At 66.3% G+C, this 18,863-nt stretch carries 16 protein-coding genes; 13 read left to right on the top strand and 3 right to left on the bottom strand.

The genetic code is table 11. From position 1 onward, the window contains the following. The first annotated feature begins 263 nt into the window (after positions 1–263). Together fabZ and lpxA are read left to right on the top strand one after the other, a co-directional pair. Positions 264–758: a 3-hydroxyacyl-ACP dehydratase FabZ gene (fabZ, locus tag F572_RS0106980; RefSeq protein ID WP_017941801.1), complete on the top strand. Its 495-nt coding sequence runs from the start codon at positions 264–266 to the stop codon at positions 756–758. After that, positions 755–1,537 (top strand): acyl-ACP--UDP-N-acetylglucosamine O-acyltransferase, encoded by a 783-nt coding sequence (gene lpxA / locus F572_RS0106975; RefSeq protein WP_017941802.1) that lies wholly within the window; start codon positions 755–757, stop codon positions 1,535–1,537. The genes fabZ and lpxA overlap by 4 nt, the downstream gene beginning before the upstream one ends. Before the next feature lie 456 nt (positions 1,538–1,993). On the opposite strand, the gene lpxB is transcribed toward lpxA, so the two are convergent. From lpxB to F572_RS0106960, 3 genes are read right to left on the bottom strand one after another with little or no spacing between them, the layout of a single operon-like run. Continuing rightward, a complete protein-coding gene (gene lpxB / locus F572_RS0106970) occupies positions 1,994–3,166 on the bottom strand; it encodes a lipid-A-disaccharide synthase (protein ID WP_017941803.1) in 1,173 nt (390 codons plus the stop codon). A gap of 40 nt (positions 3,167–3,206) precedes the next feature. Continuing rightward, positions 3,207–4,304: a DegT/DnrJ/EryC1/StrS aminotransferase family protein gene (locus tag F572_RS0106965; protein ID WP_017941804.1), complete on the bottom strand. Its 1,098-nt coding sequence runs from the start codon at positions 4,302–4,304 to the stop codon at positions 3,207–3,209. Beyond that, on the bottom strand, positions 4,301–5,302 hold the full coding sequence (locus F572_RS0106960; RefSeq protein ID WP_017941805.1) for a Gfo/Idh/MocA family protein: 1,002 nt from the start codon (positions 5,300–5,302) through the stop codon (positions 4,301–4,303). Before F572_RS0106960 ends, F572_RS0106965 begins: the two co-directional genes overlap by 4 nt. A gap of 119 nt (positions 5,303–5,421) precedes the next feature. Here F572_RS0106960 and rnhB point away from each other — a divergent pair, with 119 nt between their 5' ends. The 11 genes from rnhB to kdsA all read left to right on the top strand — a co-directional run bounded on the left by rnhB (position 5,422) and on the right by kdsA (position 18,857). Beyond that, positions 5,422–6,024: a ribonuclease HII gene (gene rnhB / locus F572_RS0106955; protein ID WP_017941806.1), complete on the top strand. Its 603-nt coding sequence runs from the start codon at positions 5,422–5,424 to the stop codon at positions 6,022–6,024. After that, entirely contained in the window at positions 6,021–9,494 is a 3,474-nt protein-coding gene (gene dnaE, locus F572_RS0106950) for a DNA polymerase III subunit alpha (RefSeq protein WP_017941807.1), read from the top strand. The genes rnhB and dnaE overlap by 4 nt, the downstream gene beginning before the upstream one ends. Positions 9,495–9,588: 94 nt before the next feature. Continuing rightward, on the top strand, positions 9,589–10,554 hold the full coding sequence (locus F572_RS0106945; protein WP_017941808.1) for an acetyl-CoA carboxylase carboxyltransferase subunit alpha: 966 nt from the start codon (positions 9,589–9,591) through the stop codon (positions 10,552–10,554). A 76-nt stretch (positions 10,555–10,630) separates the two neighbouring features. Then, positions 10,631–11,836, top strand: a complete 1,206-nt coding sequence (gene tilS, locus F572_RS0106940; RefSeq protein WP_026143001.1) for a tRNA lysidine(34) synthetase TilS — start codon at positions 10,631–10,633, stop codon at positions 11,834–11,836. A 93-nt stretch (positions 11,837–11,929) separates the two neighbouring features. Further along, entirely contained in the window at positions 11,930–12,661 is a 732-nt protein-coding gene (locus tag F572_RS0106935; protein WP_231291109.1) for an ABC transporter substrate-binding protein, read from the top strand. Continuing rightward, complete coding sequence (locus F572_RS0106930) at positions 12,654–13,244, top strand: SiaB family protein kinase (RefSeq protein ID WP_017941811.1); 591 nt, start codon at positions 12,654–12,656, stop codon at positions 13,242–13,244. Before F572_RS0106935 ends, F572_RS0106930 begins: the two co-directional genes overlap by 8 nt. Continuing rightward, positions 13,244–13,636: a DUF1987 domain-containing protein gene (locus F572_RS0106925; RefSeq protein WP_017941812.1), complete on the top strand. Its 393-nt coding sequence runs from the start codon at positions 13,244–13,246 to the stop codon at positions 13,634–13,636. The genes F572_RS0106930 and F572_RS0106925 overlap by 1 nt, the downstream gene beginning before the upstream one ends. Positions 13,637–13,695: 59 nt before the next feature. Next, entirely contained in the window at positions 13,696–14,502 is an 807-nt protein-coding gene (locus F572_RS0106920; RefSeq protein WP_017941813.1) for a GGDEF domain-containing protein, read from the top strand. Then, positions 14,502–16,178, top strand: a complete 1,677-nt coding sequence (locus F572_RS0106915; RefSeq protein WP_026143003.1) for a PP2C family protein-serine/threonine phosphatase — start codon at positions 14,502–14,504, stop codon at positions 16,176–16,178. Before F572_RS0106920 ends, F572_RS0106915 begins: the two co-directional genes overlap by 1 nt. Positions 16,179–16,283: 105 nt before the next feature. Further along, positions 16,284–17,951, top strand: a complete 1,668-nt coding sequence (locus F572_RS0106910; protein WP_017941815.1) for a CTP synthase — start codon at positions 16,284–16,286, stop codon at positions 17,949–17,951. Between the two features lie 63 nt (positions 17,952–18,014). Next, on the top strand, positions 18,015–18,857 hold the full coding sequence (gene kdsA, locus F572_RS0106905; RefSeq protein ID WP_018158425.1) for a 3-deoxy-8-phosphooctulonate synthase: 843 nt from the start codon (positions 18,015–18,017) through the stop codon (positions 18,855–18,857). Positions 18,858–18,863: the final 6 nt, after the last annotated feature.

Genomic DNA, 18,863 nt, shown 5'->3' with positions numbered 1-18,863 from the left:
CAACCCCACAAGCCATTGAATGCAGTGGCTCGGCCGCCCGTTGTTATCAAAAACGGGCGTACGCACAGCGTTGCGGTTCCCTTGTGCAGAATGACTGCACGGCAGTCACCGCGCCTGGTTCGCACGCAAAAGCGACTCGAGCGCGAGTGTGTACATGAATCAGTGTTTCCCTCGGGGCGACCGGTTCCCGGGACGTTCCGGTCCCGGTCGATTGGGCAGGGGACCGATCAAACGTCGTATTGAACGTCCGCGCAGCGGTCCGTATGCGGCATCTCAAGAATCAGAAAAAGGACACCGGCGTGGATGACTTTAACGTCCAGGAAATCATGCGGTACCTGCCGCACCGCTACCCGTTCCTCATGGTGGACCGGGTGCTGGAGTGGGAGGCGGGCAGCTACCTGACCGGCATCAAGAACGTCAGCATCAACGAGCCGTATTTTCAGGGGCATTTCCCGATCAAGCCGGTCATGCCGGGGGTGTTGATCCTGGAGGCCCTGGCACAGGCCACGGGCCTTCTGGCGTTCAAGACCGAAGAGGCTCGCAACGAGAACCAGGACAAGCAGCAGCTCTATCTGTTTGTCGGGATCGACGAGGCCCGCTTCCGGCGCCAGGTGGTCCCGGGGGACCAGCTGCATCTGCGGGTCGATCTGAAACGCACGGTGCGCGGCATCTGGCGGTTCGATGCGGTGGCGAAGGTGGGCGACGACGTCTGCGCGACCGCGCAGCTGATGTGTTCCGGCCAGGAAATCCCCGCGTGATTGATCCCCGCGCCGATGTCCATCCCAGCGCCGAGATCGACAGCTCGGTGGAGATCGGGCCGTTCTCGGTAATCGGTGCCAATGTAAAGATTGGTGCCGGGACGCGGGTCGGGTCGCATGTGGTAATCAAGGGGCCGACCGAGATCGGCCGCGACAACCGGATCTTCCAGTTCTCCTCCCTCGGGGAGGAGCCTCAGGATACCAGCTATCGTGGCGAGCCCACCCGGCTGGTCATTGGCGACCGCAACGTGATTCGCGAGTCGGTCACCCTGCACCGGGGGACCGAAAAAGGGCTGGGCGAGACGGTAATCGGCCATGACAACCTGATCATGGCGTACGTCCACATCGCGCACGACTGCACCATCGGCAACAGCATTATCTTTTCCAACGCGACATCGCTGGCCGGGCACGTGGAGATCCAGGATCACGCGACCCTGGGTGGCTTTACCCTTGTGCACCAGTTCTGTCGGGTGGGGACCTACGCCTTCACCAGCATGGGCGCTGCGCTCAACCGCGACCTCCCACCGTACTGTCTGGCGAGCGGCAACTATGCGCGGCTGATCGGCATCAACAAGGTGGGCCTCAAGCGCAACGGGTTCTCCAACGATGCGATCCAGGCGCTCCATCGGGTGTTTATCCAGGGCATGCGCGGGCGTGCCGGCCGCGAGAGCCACCTGGACACGATGTTCGAGGAGACCGAGGTCCCCGAGGTGCGCAACCTGATCGGCTTCGTGCGCGGCAGTCGTCGCGGCATCCTGCGCGGCGGCCGTCCCCACTGACGTGGTGCCCCGATTTCCTCTGTCATTCAACCACAGAGGGCACGGAGTGCACGGAGAAGGTCAAGGGCGGTTCACAGGAAGATCGGAAGGTAGGAAGGGGTTTTGGGGTGGGGCCCTGGCTGGCTCGGGTGCGTCTGGAAGCCTTTGAGGGATCGTCATTGCGAGCGTAGCGTGGCAATCTCCGGGGAATCGGGGGCGTTCTGGCAGATCGCCGCGTCGCTTCGCGACTCGCGATGACGGAGTTTTCGGCGTTGTTGGTTCCCTCGATTTCACACGGGTGATGGCGAATCCAGATTTCGATTGCACCAACCGCTCACCTAAATGACCCGTTCCCTTGAAGCATATAAATCTGAATTTCTTCGTCTCTTCCCACCTTCCTGTGAACCGCTCTTGACTTTGACCTTCTCCGTGCACTCCGTGTCCGCTGTGGTGCAATCAAGACAGCGATGCGCTCAGTTAAGTGGTTTTATGGCGGTTGGTGGTCAGCAGGTGGCCGTGGTGGAGGAGTTCCTGGGCCATCTCGGCGACGCGCCGATCCGCCCCGCCATCGCCCAGGCGTTCCCGCACGCGTGCCAGGCGTTCCCGCACCGCCTCCCGTGCCTCCGGGCGATCCAGCAGCTCGGCGGCATCCCGTGCCAGGCACTCGGGGGTGGCGTCGTGCTGCAGGTACTCGGGCACGAGGCGCTCCCCGCCGACGATGTTGACCAGGGCGATGTTCTCGAGCCGGACCAGTCGGGAGAAGACGGCATGGCTCAGCGCACCCATGCGGTAGAAGACCAGCATGGGCGCCTGCAGCAGGCCGGCCTCCAGGGTCGCCGTGCCGGAGGCGATCAGCAGCAGGTCGGCACCGGCCATCAGGGAATGGGTCTCCGCGTCACCCCCCACAAACTGCACTGGCAGGTCGTCGCAGGCAGCGAGTTCGGCCAGGCGGTCGGCGGTCACGCCGGGAGCCAGCGACACCGCGAACCGCAGGTCCGGATGGGTTGCATGGAGGCGCCGGGCGGTATCCACGAGCATGGGCCAGTGGCGTCTCAGCTCGCCACTGCGGCTTCCGGGCAAGAGGCCGATCAGGCGCGTGTCGGGCGGCAGGTCCAGCGTTTCCCGAATCGGTGCTTGTGGCGGTTGAACCCGGTCGACCAGCGGGTTACCCACGTACCGCACCGGGACGCCAGCGGTCTCGTAGACCTCGGTCTCGAACGGGAACAGGACCGCCATCGCGTCCACCGACTTGCGGATCCGCTTGATGCGTCCCGCGCGCCAGGCCCATAGCTGCGGACTGACATAGAACAGTACCCGAATGCCCAGACGTCGGGCGTGGGCCGCCAGACGCAGGTTGAACTCCACGTAGTCGACCAGCACCAGCAGGTCCGGACGCGCGGTCTCCAGATGCCGGGTCATGCGTCGGTAGAGCCCGCGCAGGCGTGGATAGTTGACCAGCACATCGACCAGGCCCACCACGGCCAGTTCGGACACATCGATCAACGTGTCGACGCCGGCGGCGCGCATCTGGAACCCGCCCATGCCCGAGTAGCGTAGTCCGGGTTCCAGCGCGGAGAGCTCGTGGACCAGCCCGGCCCCAAGGGCGTCCCCGGAGCTTTCGCCGGCGCAGATCACCACATGCTGCGTCATTGTCGGTGCCGGGCTCCCGTAGGCGCGTGGCGGGGTGGCGTCATGCGAGGGCTTCGCGGATCTTCCCGCAGATCATGTCGATGGTCGCGTCCTCGAGTTCGGGGAAGACCGGCAGCGACAGGCAGCGCGCGGCGACGTCTTCGGTGACGGGCAGCGATTCCGGCCGGTTCGGGAGATCGGCGAAGGCCTTTTGCTGATGCAGGGGTACCGGGTAGTAGATCGCGCAGGCCACCTCAGCGGCCTTGAGGGCCTCCATGATCGCGTCACGGTGATCGGTCAGCAGCGTGTACTGGTGGTACACGTGGGTCCCGATGCCGTCCTCGAACGGCACCTCCACCGGCAGACCGGCAAGGCCATCGCGGTAGCGGGCCGCCACCCGACGGCGCTCGGCGTTATAGGTATCGATGTGCGGCAGCTTCACCCGCAGGATCGCGGCCTGCATCTCGTCCAGCCGGCTGTTGTAGCCGATCTCGTCGTGGTAGTAGCGCTCGCTGGAGCCGTGGTTGCGCAGACGGCGCAGGGCCTCGGCGGAGGACGGGCAGCTGGTGGTCACCAGACCGCCGTCGCCGAAGGCCCCGAGGTTTTTGCTGGGGAAGAACGAGAAGCAGCCAAAGGCATTGCCTGCCCCGGTCTGCACACCGTCTACTGTTGCGCCGAAGGATTGCGCGCAGTCCTCCACGATCATGACCTTGTGCTTTTCCGCGATGGACTGGAGGCGCGGCATGTCGGCCGGCTGGCCGAACAGGTGGACCGGCAGGATGGCGCGGGTACGTTCGGTGATGGCCGCCTCGACCTGGTCCGGGTCGATGTTGAAGGTGCGCGGGTCGATGTCCACGAAGATCGGGTCCGCCCCGACATAACGGATCGCCTCGGCGGTGGCGATGAACGTGAACGGGGTGGTGATGACCTCGTCACCCGGGCCGATCCCGGCTGCCGCGAGGGCCAGATGCAGGGCGTCGGTGCCGGACGCACAGGTGATCGCGTGCTCGACGCCGAGGTAGTCGGCCAGTTCCTGTTCCAGGGTCTGCACGTTGGGGCCCAGGATGAAGCGGGCGCCGGCCAGCACGTCCTGAAGGGCAGCATCGATTTCGGGGCGCAGGCTCTGGTACTGGCGCTGCAGGTCGACCATCGGGATCACGGCTTGACTCCTTCGAGGTGGCTGTGCGGGCCGTCGGCCCGGCTCATGATGTTGAGGTTTTCGTAGACCAGGTCGGTAATGCGGCTGGCCGTCTCCAGGGCACGCTGGCCGTCGCGGCCGCTGACCACCACCGGGCCCTGACCGCGCACAGCGGCGACGAAGGCCTGGATCTCGGCCAGCAGGGCGTCGGCCTCGTCGAACACGCTCTCTTCGCGGTGGATGGCCGGGGCGCCGGTCTCCGGATCGGGTTCGCCGATGTGGTTCAGCGACAGGATGCGGTTCTGGAAGTCAACGGAGGCGTAGGCATGCGACTGGAAGATGCGCATGCGCCGCTCGGACTTGGTGCTGATCCGGCTGGAGGTGACATTGGCCACGCAGCCGTTCGCGAATTCCAGGCGGGCATTGGCGATGTCGATGTCGCCGGTCAGCACGCGGGCCCCGGAGGCGCGGATCTCGGTCAGTGGGGCATCCACCAGCGACAGGATGATGTCGATGTCATGGATCATCAGGTCCAGTACCACCGAGACATCGGTGGCGCGCGGCTTGTAGGGCGCCAGGCGGTGGGACTCGATGAATCGCGGGTGCAGCGGGCTCTCGGTGAGCCGGCGCAGCGCCGCGTTAAAGCGTTCCAGGTGCCCGACCTGCAGGACAACGCCTTGTTGCTCGGCGATCTGGTTGAGGGTCTCGGCCTGGTCCAGGGTCGCGGTGATCGGCTTCTCCACCAGCACGTGGCAGCCGGCCTCGAGAAAGTCCCGGGCGATGTCGTAGTGCAGGGTGGTGGGGGCGGCGATGGAGACCGCATCGACCTGCCCGATCAGGGCGCGATGATCGATCTCCGCCCGGCAGCCATGTTCGGCGGCGATGCGGCTGGCGGTTTCGGAATCGGCATCGACGACGGCGACCAGCTCGGTGTCCGGCAGGGCGGCGTATTTGGCGGCATGCCATTTGCCAAGGTGGCCCACGCCGATGGCGGCGCAGCGTAACGGGGATTGGGACATGGGTAGGCTCGGATCCGGAGGGGGTGTGCTAGGATTTTCGGCGCTATTGTAACGGATCCCCGGCGCGGCGCATGGTTGCGGCCGGGCGATTTCCCGCAGTTCACCGTGGTGGAGACTCCATGACAGAGGCAGCGCAGCGCCATGTCGCCGGCGTGGACGAGGTGGGGCGCGGGCCGCTGGCCGGGCCGGTGGTCGCCGCAGCCGTAATCCTGCCGGAGGGCTACGCCTGCCCCGGGCTGACCGATTCCAAGAAGCTCGGGGCGAAACGCCGGGAGGCGCTGGACGCGCAGATCCGCGCGGAGGCCCTGGCGTGGTCACTGGGGCGGGCCGAGGCGTCCGAGATTGATGCCCTGAACATCCACCATGCGACTCTGCTGGCCATGCAGCGCGCGGTCGCGGGCCTGACCATCGCGCCGGCGCATCTCTTGGTGGACGGCCGCTTTACCCCCGAGGGTCCCTGGACGGCCGAGGCCATCGTGGGCGGGGACGGTTCGGTGCCGGCGATCAGCGCGGCCTCGATTATCGCCAAGGTGGCCCGCGATGGATGGCTGCGGGAACTGCACGACGAATACCCCGATTACGGCTTCGACCGGCACGCCGGCTATCCCACGGCGGCCCATCGGGCGGCGCTGGAACGGCTCGGCCCGTGTCCGCAGCACCGGCGCAGTTTCGGCCCGGTCGCGCGCTCCCTGGCCGCGCATGAGCAGGGGGCCGGGGCATGAGCGAGGGCAATCCCGGCTTCGTGCACCTGCGGGTGCATTCGGAGTATTCCCTGATTGACGGCCTGGTGCGTCTGAAGCCATTGGTGAACGCCGTGGCCGAGGCCGGCATGCCGGCGGTGGCGGTCACCGACCACTGCAACCTGTTTGGGCTGGTGAAGTTCTACCGCGCCGCGATCGGGCAGGGCGTGCAGCCGATCATCGGGGCGGACGTGCTGGTGCGCGATGCGCGCGCCGACGGCAGCCTGGCGCGTATGACCCTGCTGGCACAGAACGACCCGGGCTACCGCAACCTGACCCGGCTGATCTCCCGGGCTTGGCAGGAAGGCCAGGAGAAGGGCATCCCGCGGGTGGATTGCGCCTGGCTGGACGCGGCGGCCGAGGGCCTGATCGCGCTGTCGGGGGCCATTGACGGGCTGTTCGTGAACGGTTCGGGGACGGCGCGGGCCCTTCTGGCCGAGGACCTGGAACCGTGGATGCGGCGCTTCCCGGGGCGTTTTTACCTGGAGCTGGTGCGCAGCGATCGGCCAGGCGAGGAGGCCTGGATCGAGCAGGCCCTGGCCGCAGCCGAGGCCTTCGACCTGCCGGTGGTGGCGACCAATGATGTCCGCTTCCTGCGCCCAGAGGACTTCGAGGCGCACGAAGCCCGGGTGTGTATTCACGATGGCGTGACCCTCGATGATCCGCGGCGCCCGCGTCGATACTCGGAGGCCCAGTACCTGCGTTCACCCGAGGAGATGGCGGAACGGTTCGCCGATATCCCCGAGGCCCTGGCCAACAGCGTGGCGATCGCCCGGCGCTGCTCGGTGAGTCTGACCCTGGGCGAATCGGTGCTGCCGGACTTCCCGGTGCCCGAGGGCTATACGGTGGAGGACCACCTGCGGGAGACCTCCGCGAAGGGGCTGGTAGCGCGCCTGGAACGTTTCTGCTTTGCCCCGAAGGAGGACTACGAGGCCCGACTGCAGCGCGAGCTGGACGTGATCTGCCAGATGGGCTTCCCCGGGTACTTCCTGATCGTGGCGGACTTCATCCAGTGGGCCAAGGACAACGGGATCCCGGTGGGGCCGGGGCGTGGCTCCGGCGCGGGGTCCCTGGTCGCCTATGCGCTTGGAATTACCGATCTCGATCCATTGCGTTACGAACTTTTGTTCGAGCGATTTCTGAATCCTGAACGCGTCTCCATGCCCGACTTCGATGTCGACTTCTGCATGGAGAAACGCGACGACGTGATCGACTACGTCGCCGAGCGCTACGGGCGCGACAAGGTCTCGCAGATCATCACTCACGGGACCATGGCGGCCAAGGCGGTTGTGCGCGATGTCGGGCGCGTGCTGGGGCATGGCTACGGTTTTGTCGACCGCATTGCCAAGCTGATTCCGTTCGAGCTGGGCATGACGCTGCAGAAGGCGCTGACCGACAGCGAGGACCTGAAGGCGCTGTATGACGAGGATGAGGAGGTCCGCGCGATCATCGACCTCGCGCAGAAGCTCGAGGGCCTGACCCGGAACGCCGGCAAGCATGCGGGCGGGGTGGTGATCGCGCCATCCGCGCTGACCGATTTCTCGCCGCTGTACTGCGAAGACGATGGCGGGTCGCTGGTAACCCACTTCGACAAGGACGACGTCGAGGCGGTCGGCCTGGTGAAGTTCGACTTCCTGGGCCTGCGCACGCTGACCATCATCGACTGGGCGGTGAATAACGTCCGCAAGATGGATGCCTCGGTGCAGGTGGATCTGGATGCGATCCCGCTGGATGACCCGGACACCTTCCGCCTCCTGAAGGACTACCAGACCACCGCGGTGTTCCAGCTGGAATCCGGCGGGATGAAGGATCTGATCAAGCGTCTGCAGCCCGACAGCTTCGAGGAGATCATCGCGCTGGTGGCGCTCTACCGGCCGGGGCCGCTGCAGTCGGGCATGGTGGACGACTTCATCGACCGCAAGCACGGGCGTGCCCAGGTCGAGTACCCGCACCCGGACCTGGAACCCATCCTGCAGCCGACCTACGGCGTCATCCTGTACCAGGAGCAGGTGATGCAGATCGCCCAGGTGCTGGCCAACTACACCCTGGGCGGCGCCGACCTGCTGCGCCGAGCGATGGGCAAGAAGAAGCCGGAGGAGATGGCCAAGCAGCGCCAGATCTTCATGGAAGGCGCGCTGGGACGCGGGGTCGAGGAGGGGACCGCCACCTACATCTTTGACCTGATGGAGAAGTTCGCGGGGTATGGCTTCAACAAGTCGCACTCCGCCGCCTATGCCCTGGTCGCCTACCAGACGGCGTGGCTCAAGGCGCATTACCCGGCGCCGTTCATGGCGGCGGTGCTGTCGGCCGATATGGACAACACCGACAAGGTCGTCGGGCTGATCGAGGAATGCCGCAACATGGGCCTCGAGGTCCTGCCGCCGGAGGTCAACCAGTCCGATTACCGCTTCACCTGTCGCGATGCCCAGACCGTCGTCTACGGCCTGGGGGCAATCAAGGGTGTGGGCGAGTCCGCGATCGACACGCTGCTGAAGGCGCGCGGGGAGGGCGGCGACTTCCACGGGCTGGTGGATCTTTGCCAGCGCGTGGATCTCGGCAAGCTCAACAAGCGCGTGCTGGAGACGCTGGTGCGCGCCGGCGCTATGGACGGGCTGGGCGCGAATCGAGCGACGCTGCTGAACGACATCCCCATGGCGGTGGCGGCGGCCGAGCAGACCGAGCGTAACGCCAGCCTGGGGGTGGTGGACCTGTTCGGCGATCCGGCCGCCGCGGTGATCCCGGAAAGCGCGACCCTCGACGAGATGGAGGACGACGAGCGCCTGCGTGGCGAAAAGGACACGCTGGGCCTCTACCTGACCGGCCACCCGGTGGAGCGCTACCGCGCCGAGCTGCTGCGCCTGACGGGCACCACGCTGCAGGCGCTGGAGGCGAAGCTGGAGGATCGGCCGGACGAAACGCAGGGACAGAAGTGGCGCGGCAAGCAGGAGACGGTGCGGATTGCCGGCCTGATTGTGGGCGTGCGGGTGCGCAACACGCAGAGCGGGCGCATGGGGATTGTCACCCTGGACGACCGCAGCGGGCGGGCCGAGGTGGTGCTGTTCAACGATGACTTCACCCAGTACAAGGATCGCCTGGAGCCGGATGCCCTGCTGGTGGCGGAGGGCAGCGTGACGCTGGATGACTACGCCGGGGGTATCCGCATGCGCGCCCGGGCCGTGTACAGCCTGGACGAGGCGCGGGCGCAGTGGGCACGCGCGCTGCATCTTTGCCTGGAGGGGGTGGTGCCGGAACAGGTGGCCCATCTGCGGGGCCTGATGGAGGCCCATCGCGAAGGGTCCTGCCGCGTGCACATGTGCTATCGCCGTGATGGGCTGGAGGCCGATATCAGCCTGCCGGAGGGCTGGACGATCCGGCCGGACGAACAGCTGCTGCGCGGCATCCAGCAGTCGCTGGGGCCGGAATGCGAGGCCCAGGTGCTGTACGGTCGATAGACCGCTGCGCATCGGCACGGGAGCGGCGCGCGCCGCGATTGGTTACAATTCGCGTCTTTCGCCGGCATCCACAACCAAGCCCTCGGGACCCTGCATGAATCCGGACTTTCTCGACTTCGAACAGCCCATCGCCGAACTGGAAGCGAAGATCCGCGATCTGCGCTATGTCGGTGACGACGCCGAGGTCAACATCCAGGAAGAGATCCAGCGCCTGGAAGACAAGTGCCGTTCATTGACCGAGAGCATCTTCGCCAAGCTGACGCCCTGGCAGGTTGCACAGATGTCGCGGCACCCGCGGCGTCCGTACACGCTCGACTACATCCCGGACCTGTTCGACGAGTTCGAGGAGCTGCATGGCGATCGTGCCTATGGCGACGACCCGGCGATCGTCGGGGGCGTGGCGCGTCTCGACGGCCGGCCGGTGATGCTGATCGGGCATCAGAAGGGGCGCCAGACGCGGGACAAGGTCTACCGCAACTTCGGCATGCCGCGCCCGGAAGGCTATCGCAAGGCGCTGCGCCTGATGGAGATGGCCGAACGCTTTCGCATGCCGGTCCTGACCTTCATCGATACCCCGGGAGCCTACCCGGGCGTCGGCGCCGAAGAGCGCGGGCAGAGCGAGGCCATTGCCCGTAACCTGCGGGTGATGGCGCGTCTGGATACGCCGGTCATCGCCACGGTGATCGGCGAGGGGGGCTCGGGCGGTGCGCTGGCCATCGGGGTCGGCGATGCCACCCTGATGCTGCAGTACTCGACCTACTCGGTTATCTCCCCCGAAGGCTGTGCCTCCATTCTCTGGAAGAGTGCCGAGAAGGCCTCGGAGGCCGCCGAGGCACTGGGGATTACCTCGGAGCGCCTGAAGGACCTGGGGTTGGTGGACCGCATTGTGCCGGAGCCGCTGGGCGGGGCCCATCGTGACCCGGACGCGATGTCCACGCGCCTGCGCACTGCGCTGCTGGAGACCCTGGACGGGCTCGAGGGTCTGGACCCCGGCAAGCGCCTCGAGCGGCGCTACCGTCGCCTGATGGACTACGGTGCCTTCCAGGAAGCCGCTTCCTGATCCGGGCGCCACGGCGTCCGATCCCGTGGTCGTGGCGCTGCGGGATTTCCTCCAGATCCATTCCGGCTACCGCCGGGTGCGCATTGCCTTCAGTGGCGGGCTCGATTCCACGGTTCTGCTGCACGCGGCCGTGCAACTGGGTATCCCCGGGCTCGAGGCCCTGCATGTAAACCACCGTCTGCGCCCGGACTCCGAGCGGCAGGCCGAGCATTGCCGTGCGGTAGCCCGTGCGCTGAATTGCCCATTTCGGCTTACCACTCTGGAGCCGCTTGATCCTCGGTCGTCCGGGCTCGAAGCCGCGGCGCGCGAGGCCCGCTATGGGGCGCTGCGCGAGGGACTGGAGGGGGAAGACATCATCCTCGCCGCTCAGCATGCGGATGATCAGGCCGAGACCTTTCTGCTGGCCGCCCTGCGCGGGAGCGGCCCGGAGGGCCTGCAGGCCGTGCGGCCGCTACGGCGCGAGGGGGCCACCTGGCTGGGGCGACCGTTTCTGGCCCTGCCGCGGGCGGCGCTGCGCGAGTACGCGGAGCGGGAGAAACTCGACTGGTACGAGGATCCGAGCAATCGCGATATTCGCTTTGATCGCAATTTCCTCCGGCATTCCGTTCTCCCGTTATTGCGCGAACGCTTTGGAAACGTGACCGGGCTTTCACGCGCCGCCGGCTGGCAGCACGAGGCGGCCGGGCAGTTGCGGGCGTATTTCGCCGGGTTGATGCAGCAGGCACATGATCCCGCATCGGGGTCCCTGAATCGCGAGACGCTGCGGTCGCTGGATCCGGCGACGGGTCGCGGCCTGGTGCGGTACTGGTTGCGGGAGCAGGGGCTCCGTCCGCCCGGGCACGAGCGTCTCGGGGAGTTCCTGCGCCAGGTGATGGCGGATCGCCCCGGGACCGCGCCGCTGGTGGAGTGGAATGAAGGCTGGATGCGGTGCTATCGCGACCGGCTGCTCGCCGGGCCTGCGGGACAGGAGGAGGAGAGCGGTACACCGCCACTGGACCAGGACTGGCCGGCTGACCAGCCGGAACTTGTCCTGGCGGACGGACGGCGCCTGACCCGCGACATGCTGGCGGATCTGGGCATCGACCCGGGCGCCTCCCTGACCGTTAGCTATCGCCGCGGGGGCGAACGGGTCTCGACACCGGCCGGGCGCCGGCCACTCAAAAAACTGATGCAGGAGCGCGGGATCGCGCCCTGGGAGCGCCAGCGGATCCCGCTGTTGTGCCACCCGGATGGCACCGTCATGGCCGTGCTGTGGCCCGATTCGGCTAACGCCCGGAGTTGACGGCGTGGTCCGAATCGGACAATTCTTTGGCCGTCTCCATGGGTTTTGGGTGAGCGGCACGTGACAGGTCTCGCGGCACAGTGCGGACGACGTATGGGCACAGCATTGCTGGCGGCCGGGATGCTGCTGGCGGCGCCCCTGAGCGCGAACTCCCTGACGCTCACCACCGAAAGCTACCCGCCATTCAATTTCGAGACCGAAGCCGGGGACCTGGACGGGATCTCCGTCCGGGTCATGGATGTGCTGCTGGAGGTGGCCGGGGTCGACGCGGAGATCCGCCTTCTGCCCTGGAGCCGCGCCTATGCCGAGGCCCAGTCCGAACCCGGCACCTGCGTGTTTTCCACGACCCGGACTCCGGAACGCGAAGATCTGTTTACCTGGGTCGGACCCCTGGTGGAGAACCAGTGGCATGCGTTCGTACTGGAGGGCGCCGAGGTGAATGCTTCCTCCCTGCGGGATCTGGAGCGCTACCGCGTGGGGGGTTATCGCGACGACGCCGTGGCGCTGCATGTCGAGCGCCAGGGAATCCCGGTCGATACCGCGCCGAACGACCGGCTGAATGCCCGGAAGCTCGCCGCCAACCGCATCGATGTCTGGGTCAGTGGCGAACATCTGGCTCCCTGGTATGCACGCCAGGAAGGGGTCGGGGCACTGGAATCCCTTTTCGCGTTCAACGATACGGTGATGTCGCTGGCCTGCCATCCGGAAACCGAGCGGGCGCCGCTGGACCGCATGCAGGAGGAGCTGGACGCCATGCGCGCCGACGGGCGCTATGCCGCGATCGTCGACGCTGTCCTCAACAGCAATGGAGAGCGGAATGACTGAGGCAGCCGAGGCCCGGGCGGATTCGTCCACCCTGATCGCCGAAGAGGTGCTGGATTTTCAGCGCAACATGACGCGGCGCGGCATCATCTTTTCGTTCACCGGCTACATCTCCGAGGGCATCCTGAAGGCCCTTGGCGACGCGTTGCGGCAGAAGATCCGGCTCGAATCCACGGACACCAAGACCGTCAACCGGGTCTTCTCGGTGTTCGTGGAACAGGTGCAGAACATCATTCGCTACTCCGCCGAGCGCATCGAGCATGATGCCGAGCCGCCCGTCGAGTTGAGCTCCGGGATGATCACGGTCGGGTCGGAGAACGGCCGTTTCTTCGTGATCTGCGGCAACGTCATCGGGCGTCAGGATGCCGATACTCTGGCCGCTCGCCTGCGCGAACTGGCCGGGATGGACAGCGACGAACTGCGCCGCTTCTACAAGGAAAAGCTGCGTGAGCCGCCGGACGAGGGCAGCAAAGGGGGCAGCATCGGCCTGATCGAGATCGCCCGCCGCGCCAGTGAGCCGATCCAGTTCGACTTTCAACACATTTCCGATGCGCAATCCTATTTTGTCCTGAAGGCCTACATCTGATGGCAGTTGTCGAGACCATTGAACACGAGGCAACCGACCGAACCCCCGCGGTGCAGTTTGATTTCGGGGCCGGCACGTACCGCCTTTCCGGGGAGTCCTATCCGGAGGATGCGGCGAACTTCTATGGGCCGCTGACCCAGGGATTGCGGCAGGCGATCGAGGATCGGGCCAGCGACGAGGTGGAATTCACGGTCGAAATGATCTATTTCAATTCGTCCACCGCGAAAGCCCTGATGAACATGTTCCAGATCCTGGAAGATGGGGCGGCGGCCGGGCTGACGGTCCGGATCAACTGGTGCTACCACGAGGATGACGAAACCATGGAGGAGTTCGGCGAGGATTTTTCCGAGGATTTCGAACACGCCGACTACCGCATGTGTCCGCTGTCATGACCGCTCCTTCTCGCGACGACCCGATGGACCCCTCGAACCGGCCCCGTGACGGGCAGGAGATGGACGGGCTCGCGGACTTTTCCCTGTTCGAGCAGGAAAAGGCGATCATGCAGCGTTCCGAGCAGATGCTCGAGGCGCTGGATGCCGTGGCGGACGGCGTGAAGGTTCTGGCCAAAGCCTATTCCGAAAGTTATCGCGCGCAACGCCGCATGATGCGCATGAGTGACCGCATGCAGGCGGACCTCCAGTCGGCCAATCACCAGTTGCGCGAGCAGGCCGAACATCTTGCCCAGCTTAACAATGCCCTCTCGGAAGAAGTGCGCGAGCGCGAACGCCTGACCGCCGAGCTGGAGCGCCTGGCGCTGGAGGATGCCCTGACCGGGTTGTTCTCGCGCCGGCGCGTGATCGACTGCGTGGAGGGGATGGCCGACAGTGTCGGCGACGAATCGCACTCGCTTGCGGTCATGATGCTTGACCTCGACGACTTCAAGACGCTCAACGATACCCATGGCCATGCCGCCGGGGACTTTGCCCTGGAGAACTTCGCCGAGATCCTGCGCGGGGAGCTCGGTGCGGAGCAGTACGCCGGACGCATGGGCGGCGAGGAATTCCTCGTGGTCGCAGCCGATCTTGACCGCGAGGCGGCCGTGGATCTCGCCGAGCGCATCCGGACCGCTGTGGAGAACGCCTCGCTCCACTGGAAGGACGAGCCGCTCTCGCTGGCGGTATCGATTGGTCTGGTGGTGACCACGAACCCCTGGCCCGATGCCGGGGAATTGGTCGCGCTGGCGGATGATCTGCTGTATCGCGCCAAGAACGAAGGGCGCAACCGTGTCATCGTGCAAACGCACGGCGATCACGGATGATGCCGGAGATCCAGCGGCGCAATCGGAGCCTCGTTGCCAAGCTGGCCGTCGCCACGCTTCTCGCCGCGCTCGCCCTTAGTCTTCTCAGTAGTGCCTACGTCATCGCATCGGACTGGAATGCCTTCCGGGCGGAGACGCAATCCCAGATCGATCGGCTGCAACGCCTGGTCGAGCCGCCGGCCGCCGAGGCCGCCTTTCAGCTGAGTGCGGCCCAGGCCGATTCGCTGGTCCAGGGGTTGCTGGTCTTCGACGAGATCCGCCGCGTGGAAATTCTGGACGATTTCGGCAACACCCTGGCCGAGGACGAGCGGGCGATGGGGGGACAGTCCGCGGAATGGTCGCGATGGCTGTTCGGCGATCTGCGCGAGCACGCGCGCGAGCTGCGCCATCCCGATACGCGCGGCAACGTCCAGGGTGTGGGGCATCTCCGGATCGAGCTGGACCCCGGTGTTCTGGGTGCCACATTCGTGAATCGCCTGCAGACTGGCGTCGTCACCAGCGTCACCCAGGCGGTGATCGTATCGTTGGTGGTGGTGGTGCTGTTCTACCTGCTGATGCTGCGGCCCATGCTGAAGATCTCCCGGGCGGTGGCGGATACCGACCCCGACCAGCCCGCCCAGTGGCCCATGCCGCGCCTGGGGCATCACGAGAACGACGAGCTGGGGGCACTGGGGCGTTCCCTGGACCGTCTCCTGCGCGCGTTCCAGGCGGGCCTGGACGCGCGCGATGGCGCCCGGGGCGAGCTCAAGGCCCTGAACGCCGACCTGGAACGCCGGGTCGAGGAGCGCACGCGCCAGCTCGAAGACGAGAAGGCCGAGACCGAACGGGCCCTGGCCCAGGTCGACGAGGCCAATCGCGAGCTGGAGCGCAGCAATCGCCTGGTGGTGGAGAGCATCCGCTACGCGCGACGGATCCAGACCGCGATGCTGCCGGACAAGCACGCCCTGGACGGCCATATGGACGAGGTGCAGATTTACTGGGAACCGCTGCACCTGGTCGGGGGTGACTATTTCTGGGTCGAGGCCATCGACGGCCACAGCATCCTGGTGGTGGCGGATTGCACCGGGCACGGTGTACCGGGGGCGTTCATTACCCTGGTAGTCGCCTCCGCCCTGGACCGCATCCTCCACGAGCATCGCCTGCTGGAGCCCTCGGCCATCCTGCGCGAGATGGACCGGCTGGTCCGGTCGCGCCTGCGCCAGGACGGCCACGATTCGGATTCCGATGACGGCCTGGAGGCGGCGGTCTGCGTCTATCGTCCGGAAGACCGGATGCTGGCGTTCGCCGGCGTGGGCCTGCCGCTGATGATCGACCGTGATGGCACGGTGGAGGAGATTCGCGGCGTGCGCGGGGGCCTCGGCTACCGCAGCCTGGAACCCGCCCAGCCGGTGGATCACGAGGTGCCGGTGGAGCCGGGTACCGAGTTCTTCCTGATCACCGATGGTGCGCACGACCACGTGGGGGGCGAACCACCCCGCCTGTTCGGGCGGCGACGCCTGCGCCGGGTCCTGACCGAGAAGAGCGGGCGCGACCTGTCGGCCAAGATCGACGCGGTCGTGCGGGTCCTGGAGGATTACCGCGACGGTGAACCGCGCCGCGACGACATGACGCTGGTGGCCTTTCGGCCCCTTTCGTCAGCCGCGCAAAACGGGGAGTTGCCCCCACCCTCGGATTGAGCGGGGGCGGGCGCTCTGGTACTCTCTCAGGCGTTTTCGGCCCATCCCGAATTGCCGTAGCGAGCCGGGGTGGGGCGCTTGTCAGCTCCCAGCCAGGTTTCCCGCATGACGCGTTTTGTTTTCATCACCGGAGGCGTGGTCTCGTCTCTGGGCAAAGGTATTGCATCCGCCTCGCTGGGGGCGATCCTGGAGGCCCGCGGCCTCAAGGTCACGCTGCTCAAGCTGGATCCCTACATCAACGTCGATCCGGGCACCATGAGCCCGTTCCAGCACGGCGAAGTCTTCGTCACCGCCGACGGCGCCGAGACCGACCTCGATCTGGGGCACTACGAGCGCTTCGTGCGCATCCAGACCTCCCGGCGCAACAACTTCACCACCGGCCAGATCTACGAGAACGTGATCCGCAAGGAGCGCCGGGGCGATTACCTGGGCGGGACGGTGCAGGTCATCCCGCACATTACCGACGAGATCAAGCGCTCCATCCACGAGGGTGCCGGGGATGCCGACATTGCGCTGATCGAGATCGGCGGCACCGTCGGGGACATCGAATCCCTGCCGTTCCTCGAGGCGATCCGTCAGATGGGGGTGGAACTGGGGCACGAGAACGCCCTGTTCATGCACCTGACCCTGGTCCCGTATATCGACGCGGCCGGCGAGATCAAGACCAAGCCGACCCAGCACTCGGTCAAGGAACTGCGTTCCATCGGGATCCAGCCGGACATCCTGCTGTGCCGTTCGACCCAGGCGGTGCCGGACAGCGAGCGCCGCAAGATCGCGCTGTTCACCAACGTCGAGGAGAAGGCGGTCATCTCCGCGGTCGATGTGGACAACATCTACAAGATCCCGCTGTGGCTGCATTCGCAAAAGCTCGACGAGATCGTGCTTCGCAAGCTGCATATCGAGGCCCCGCAGGCCGACCTCTCGGACTGGAAGCACGTGGTCAATGCCATGGAATTCCCCGAGTCCGAGATCACGGTCGGCATGATCGGAAAATACGTCGACCTGACCGAGTCCTACAAGTCCGTGAACGAGGCCCTGACCCACGCGGGTGTGCAGGTCGGCACCCGAGTCCGCATCCGGTATCTCGATTCCGAGAAGCTGGAGGGGGCCGAGAACGACGCCGCCCGCGAGCTCGAGGGGCTGGATGCCATCCTGGTTCCCGGAGGCTTCGGTGAACGCGGCGTGGAAGGCAAGATTGCCGCGGTGCGTTACGCCCGCGAGCACGACGTGCCCTATCTGGGGATCTGCTTGGGCATGCAGGTGGCCGTGATCGAGTTCGCGCGGGATGTCGCAGGCCTGGAAGGGGCGCACAGCACGGAGTTCGCCCCCGACACGCCGCACCCCGTGATCGCTCTGATCACCGAGTGGCAGGATCAGGAAGGCCGTATCGAGCGCCGCGACGCCGACAGCGACCTCGGCGGCACCATGCGCCTGGGCGCCCAGAGCGCGCGCCTGACACCGGGCTCGCGGATTGCCGAGGCCTATGGCCGCGAGAAGGTGGAAGAGCGGCATCGCCACCGGTTCGAATTCAACAATGCCTATCGCGAACGGCTGGAGGGCGCCGGGCTGCGAATCTCCGGGGTCTCGGAGTCCGGGGAGCTGGTGGAGGCCGTGGAACTGGCTGAACATCCCTGGTTTGTCGGGGTCCAGTTCCATCCCGAATTCACCTCGACCCCGCGCGACGGCCATCCGTTGTTCACCGGGTTCGTGCGTGCGGCCCGGGATTACCAGGACGCACGCGAACCGGAAACCACCACGGCGCTGACGGAATAGGGCGCCGATACTCGATGCTTTGCGGCCGAGCCCGGAGGGGCTTGGTTGCCAACAGGACAGACAATGCAGCTTTGCGGTTTTGAAGTCGGCCTCGACCGGCCCTTTTTTCTGATAGCAGGCCCCTGCGTCATCGAATCCGAGGCGATGGCCCTGGAGACGGCCGGGGCGCTGAAAAAGATGGCCGACGATCTGGGGATCCCGTTCATCTACAAATCCTCGTTCGACAAGGCCAACCGCTCGTCGACCCGGAGCTTCCGGGGCCTGGGCATGGCCGAGGGCCTGCGCATCCTCGACAAGGTGAAGTCGGAGATCGGCGTGCCGGTACTGACCGACGTGCACGAGGATACGGCGCTGGACGAGGTCGCCAGCGTGGTGGATGTGCTGCAGACCCCGGCCTTTCTCTGCCGCCAGACCAACTTCATCCAGAACGTGTCGCGCCAGGGTCGCCCGGTGAACATCAAGAAGGGCCAGTTCCTCGCGCCCTGGGACATGGGCAACGTGGTCGACAAGGCACGCGAGGTCGGCAACGACCAGATCATGGTCTGCGAGCGCGGGGTCTCGTTCGGCTACAACACCCTGATCTCCGACATGCGCGGGCTGGCCCAGATGCGTCAGACCGGCTGTCCCGTGGTGTTCGACGCGACCCACTCGGTGCAGCAGCCGGGCGGGCAGGGGGCATGCTCGGGTGGGCAACGCGAGTTCGTGCCGGTGCTCGCCCGGGCCGCGGTGGCCGCCGGGATCTCGGGTCTGTTCATGGAGACGCACCCGGACCCGGAGAAGGCCCTGTCCGACGGCCCCAACGCGTGGCCACTGCCGAAGATGGCCGAGCTGCTGAAGACGTTGCAGGCGCTGGACGCCGCGACCAAGGCGCAGCCGTTCGCCGAGGCCGAATACGGGCTCGGCTGACGACCC

It is taken from the genome of Thioalkalivibrio sp. ALE14 (assembly GCF_000376845.1).
Taxonomy (GTDB): domain Bacteria; phylum Pseudomonadota; class Gammaproteobacteria; order Ectothiorhodospirales; family Ectothiorhodospiraceae; genus Thioalkalivibrio.
The sequence above is the reverse complement of the archived record's forward strand: the minus strand, read 5'-3'. Positions and strand labels throughout refer to the sequence as shown.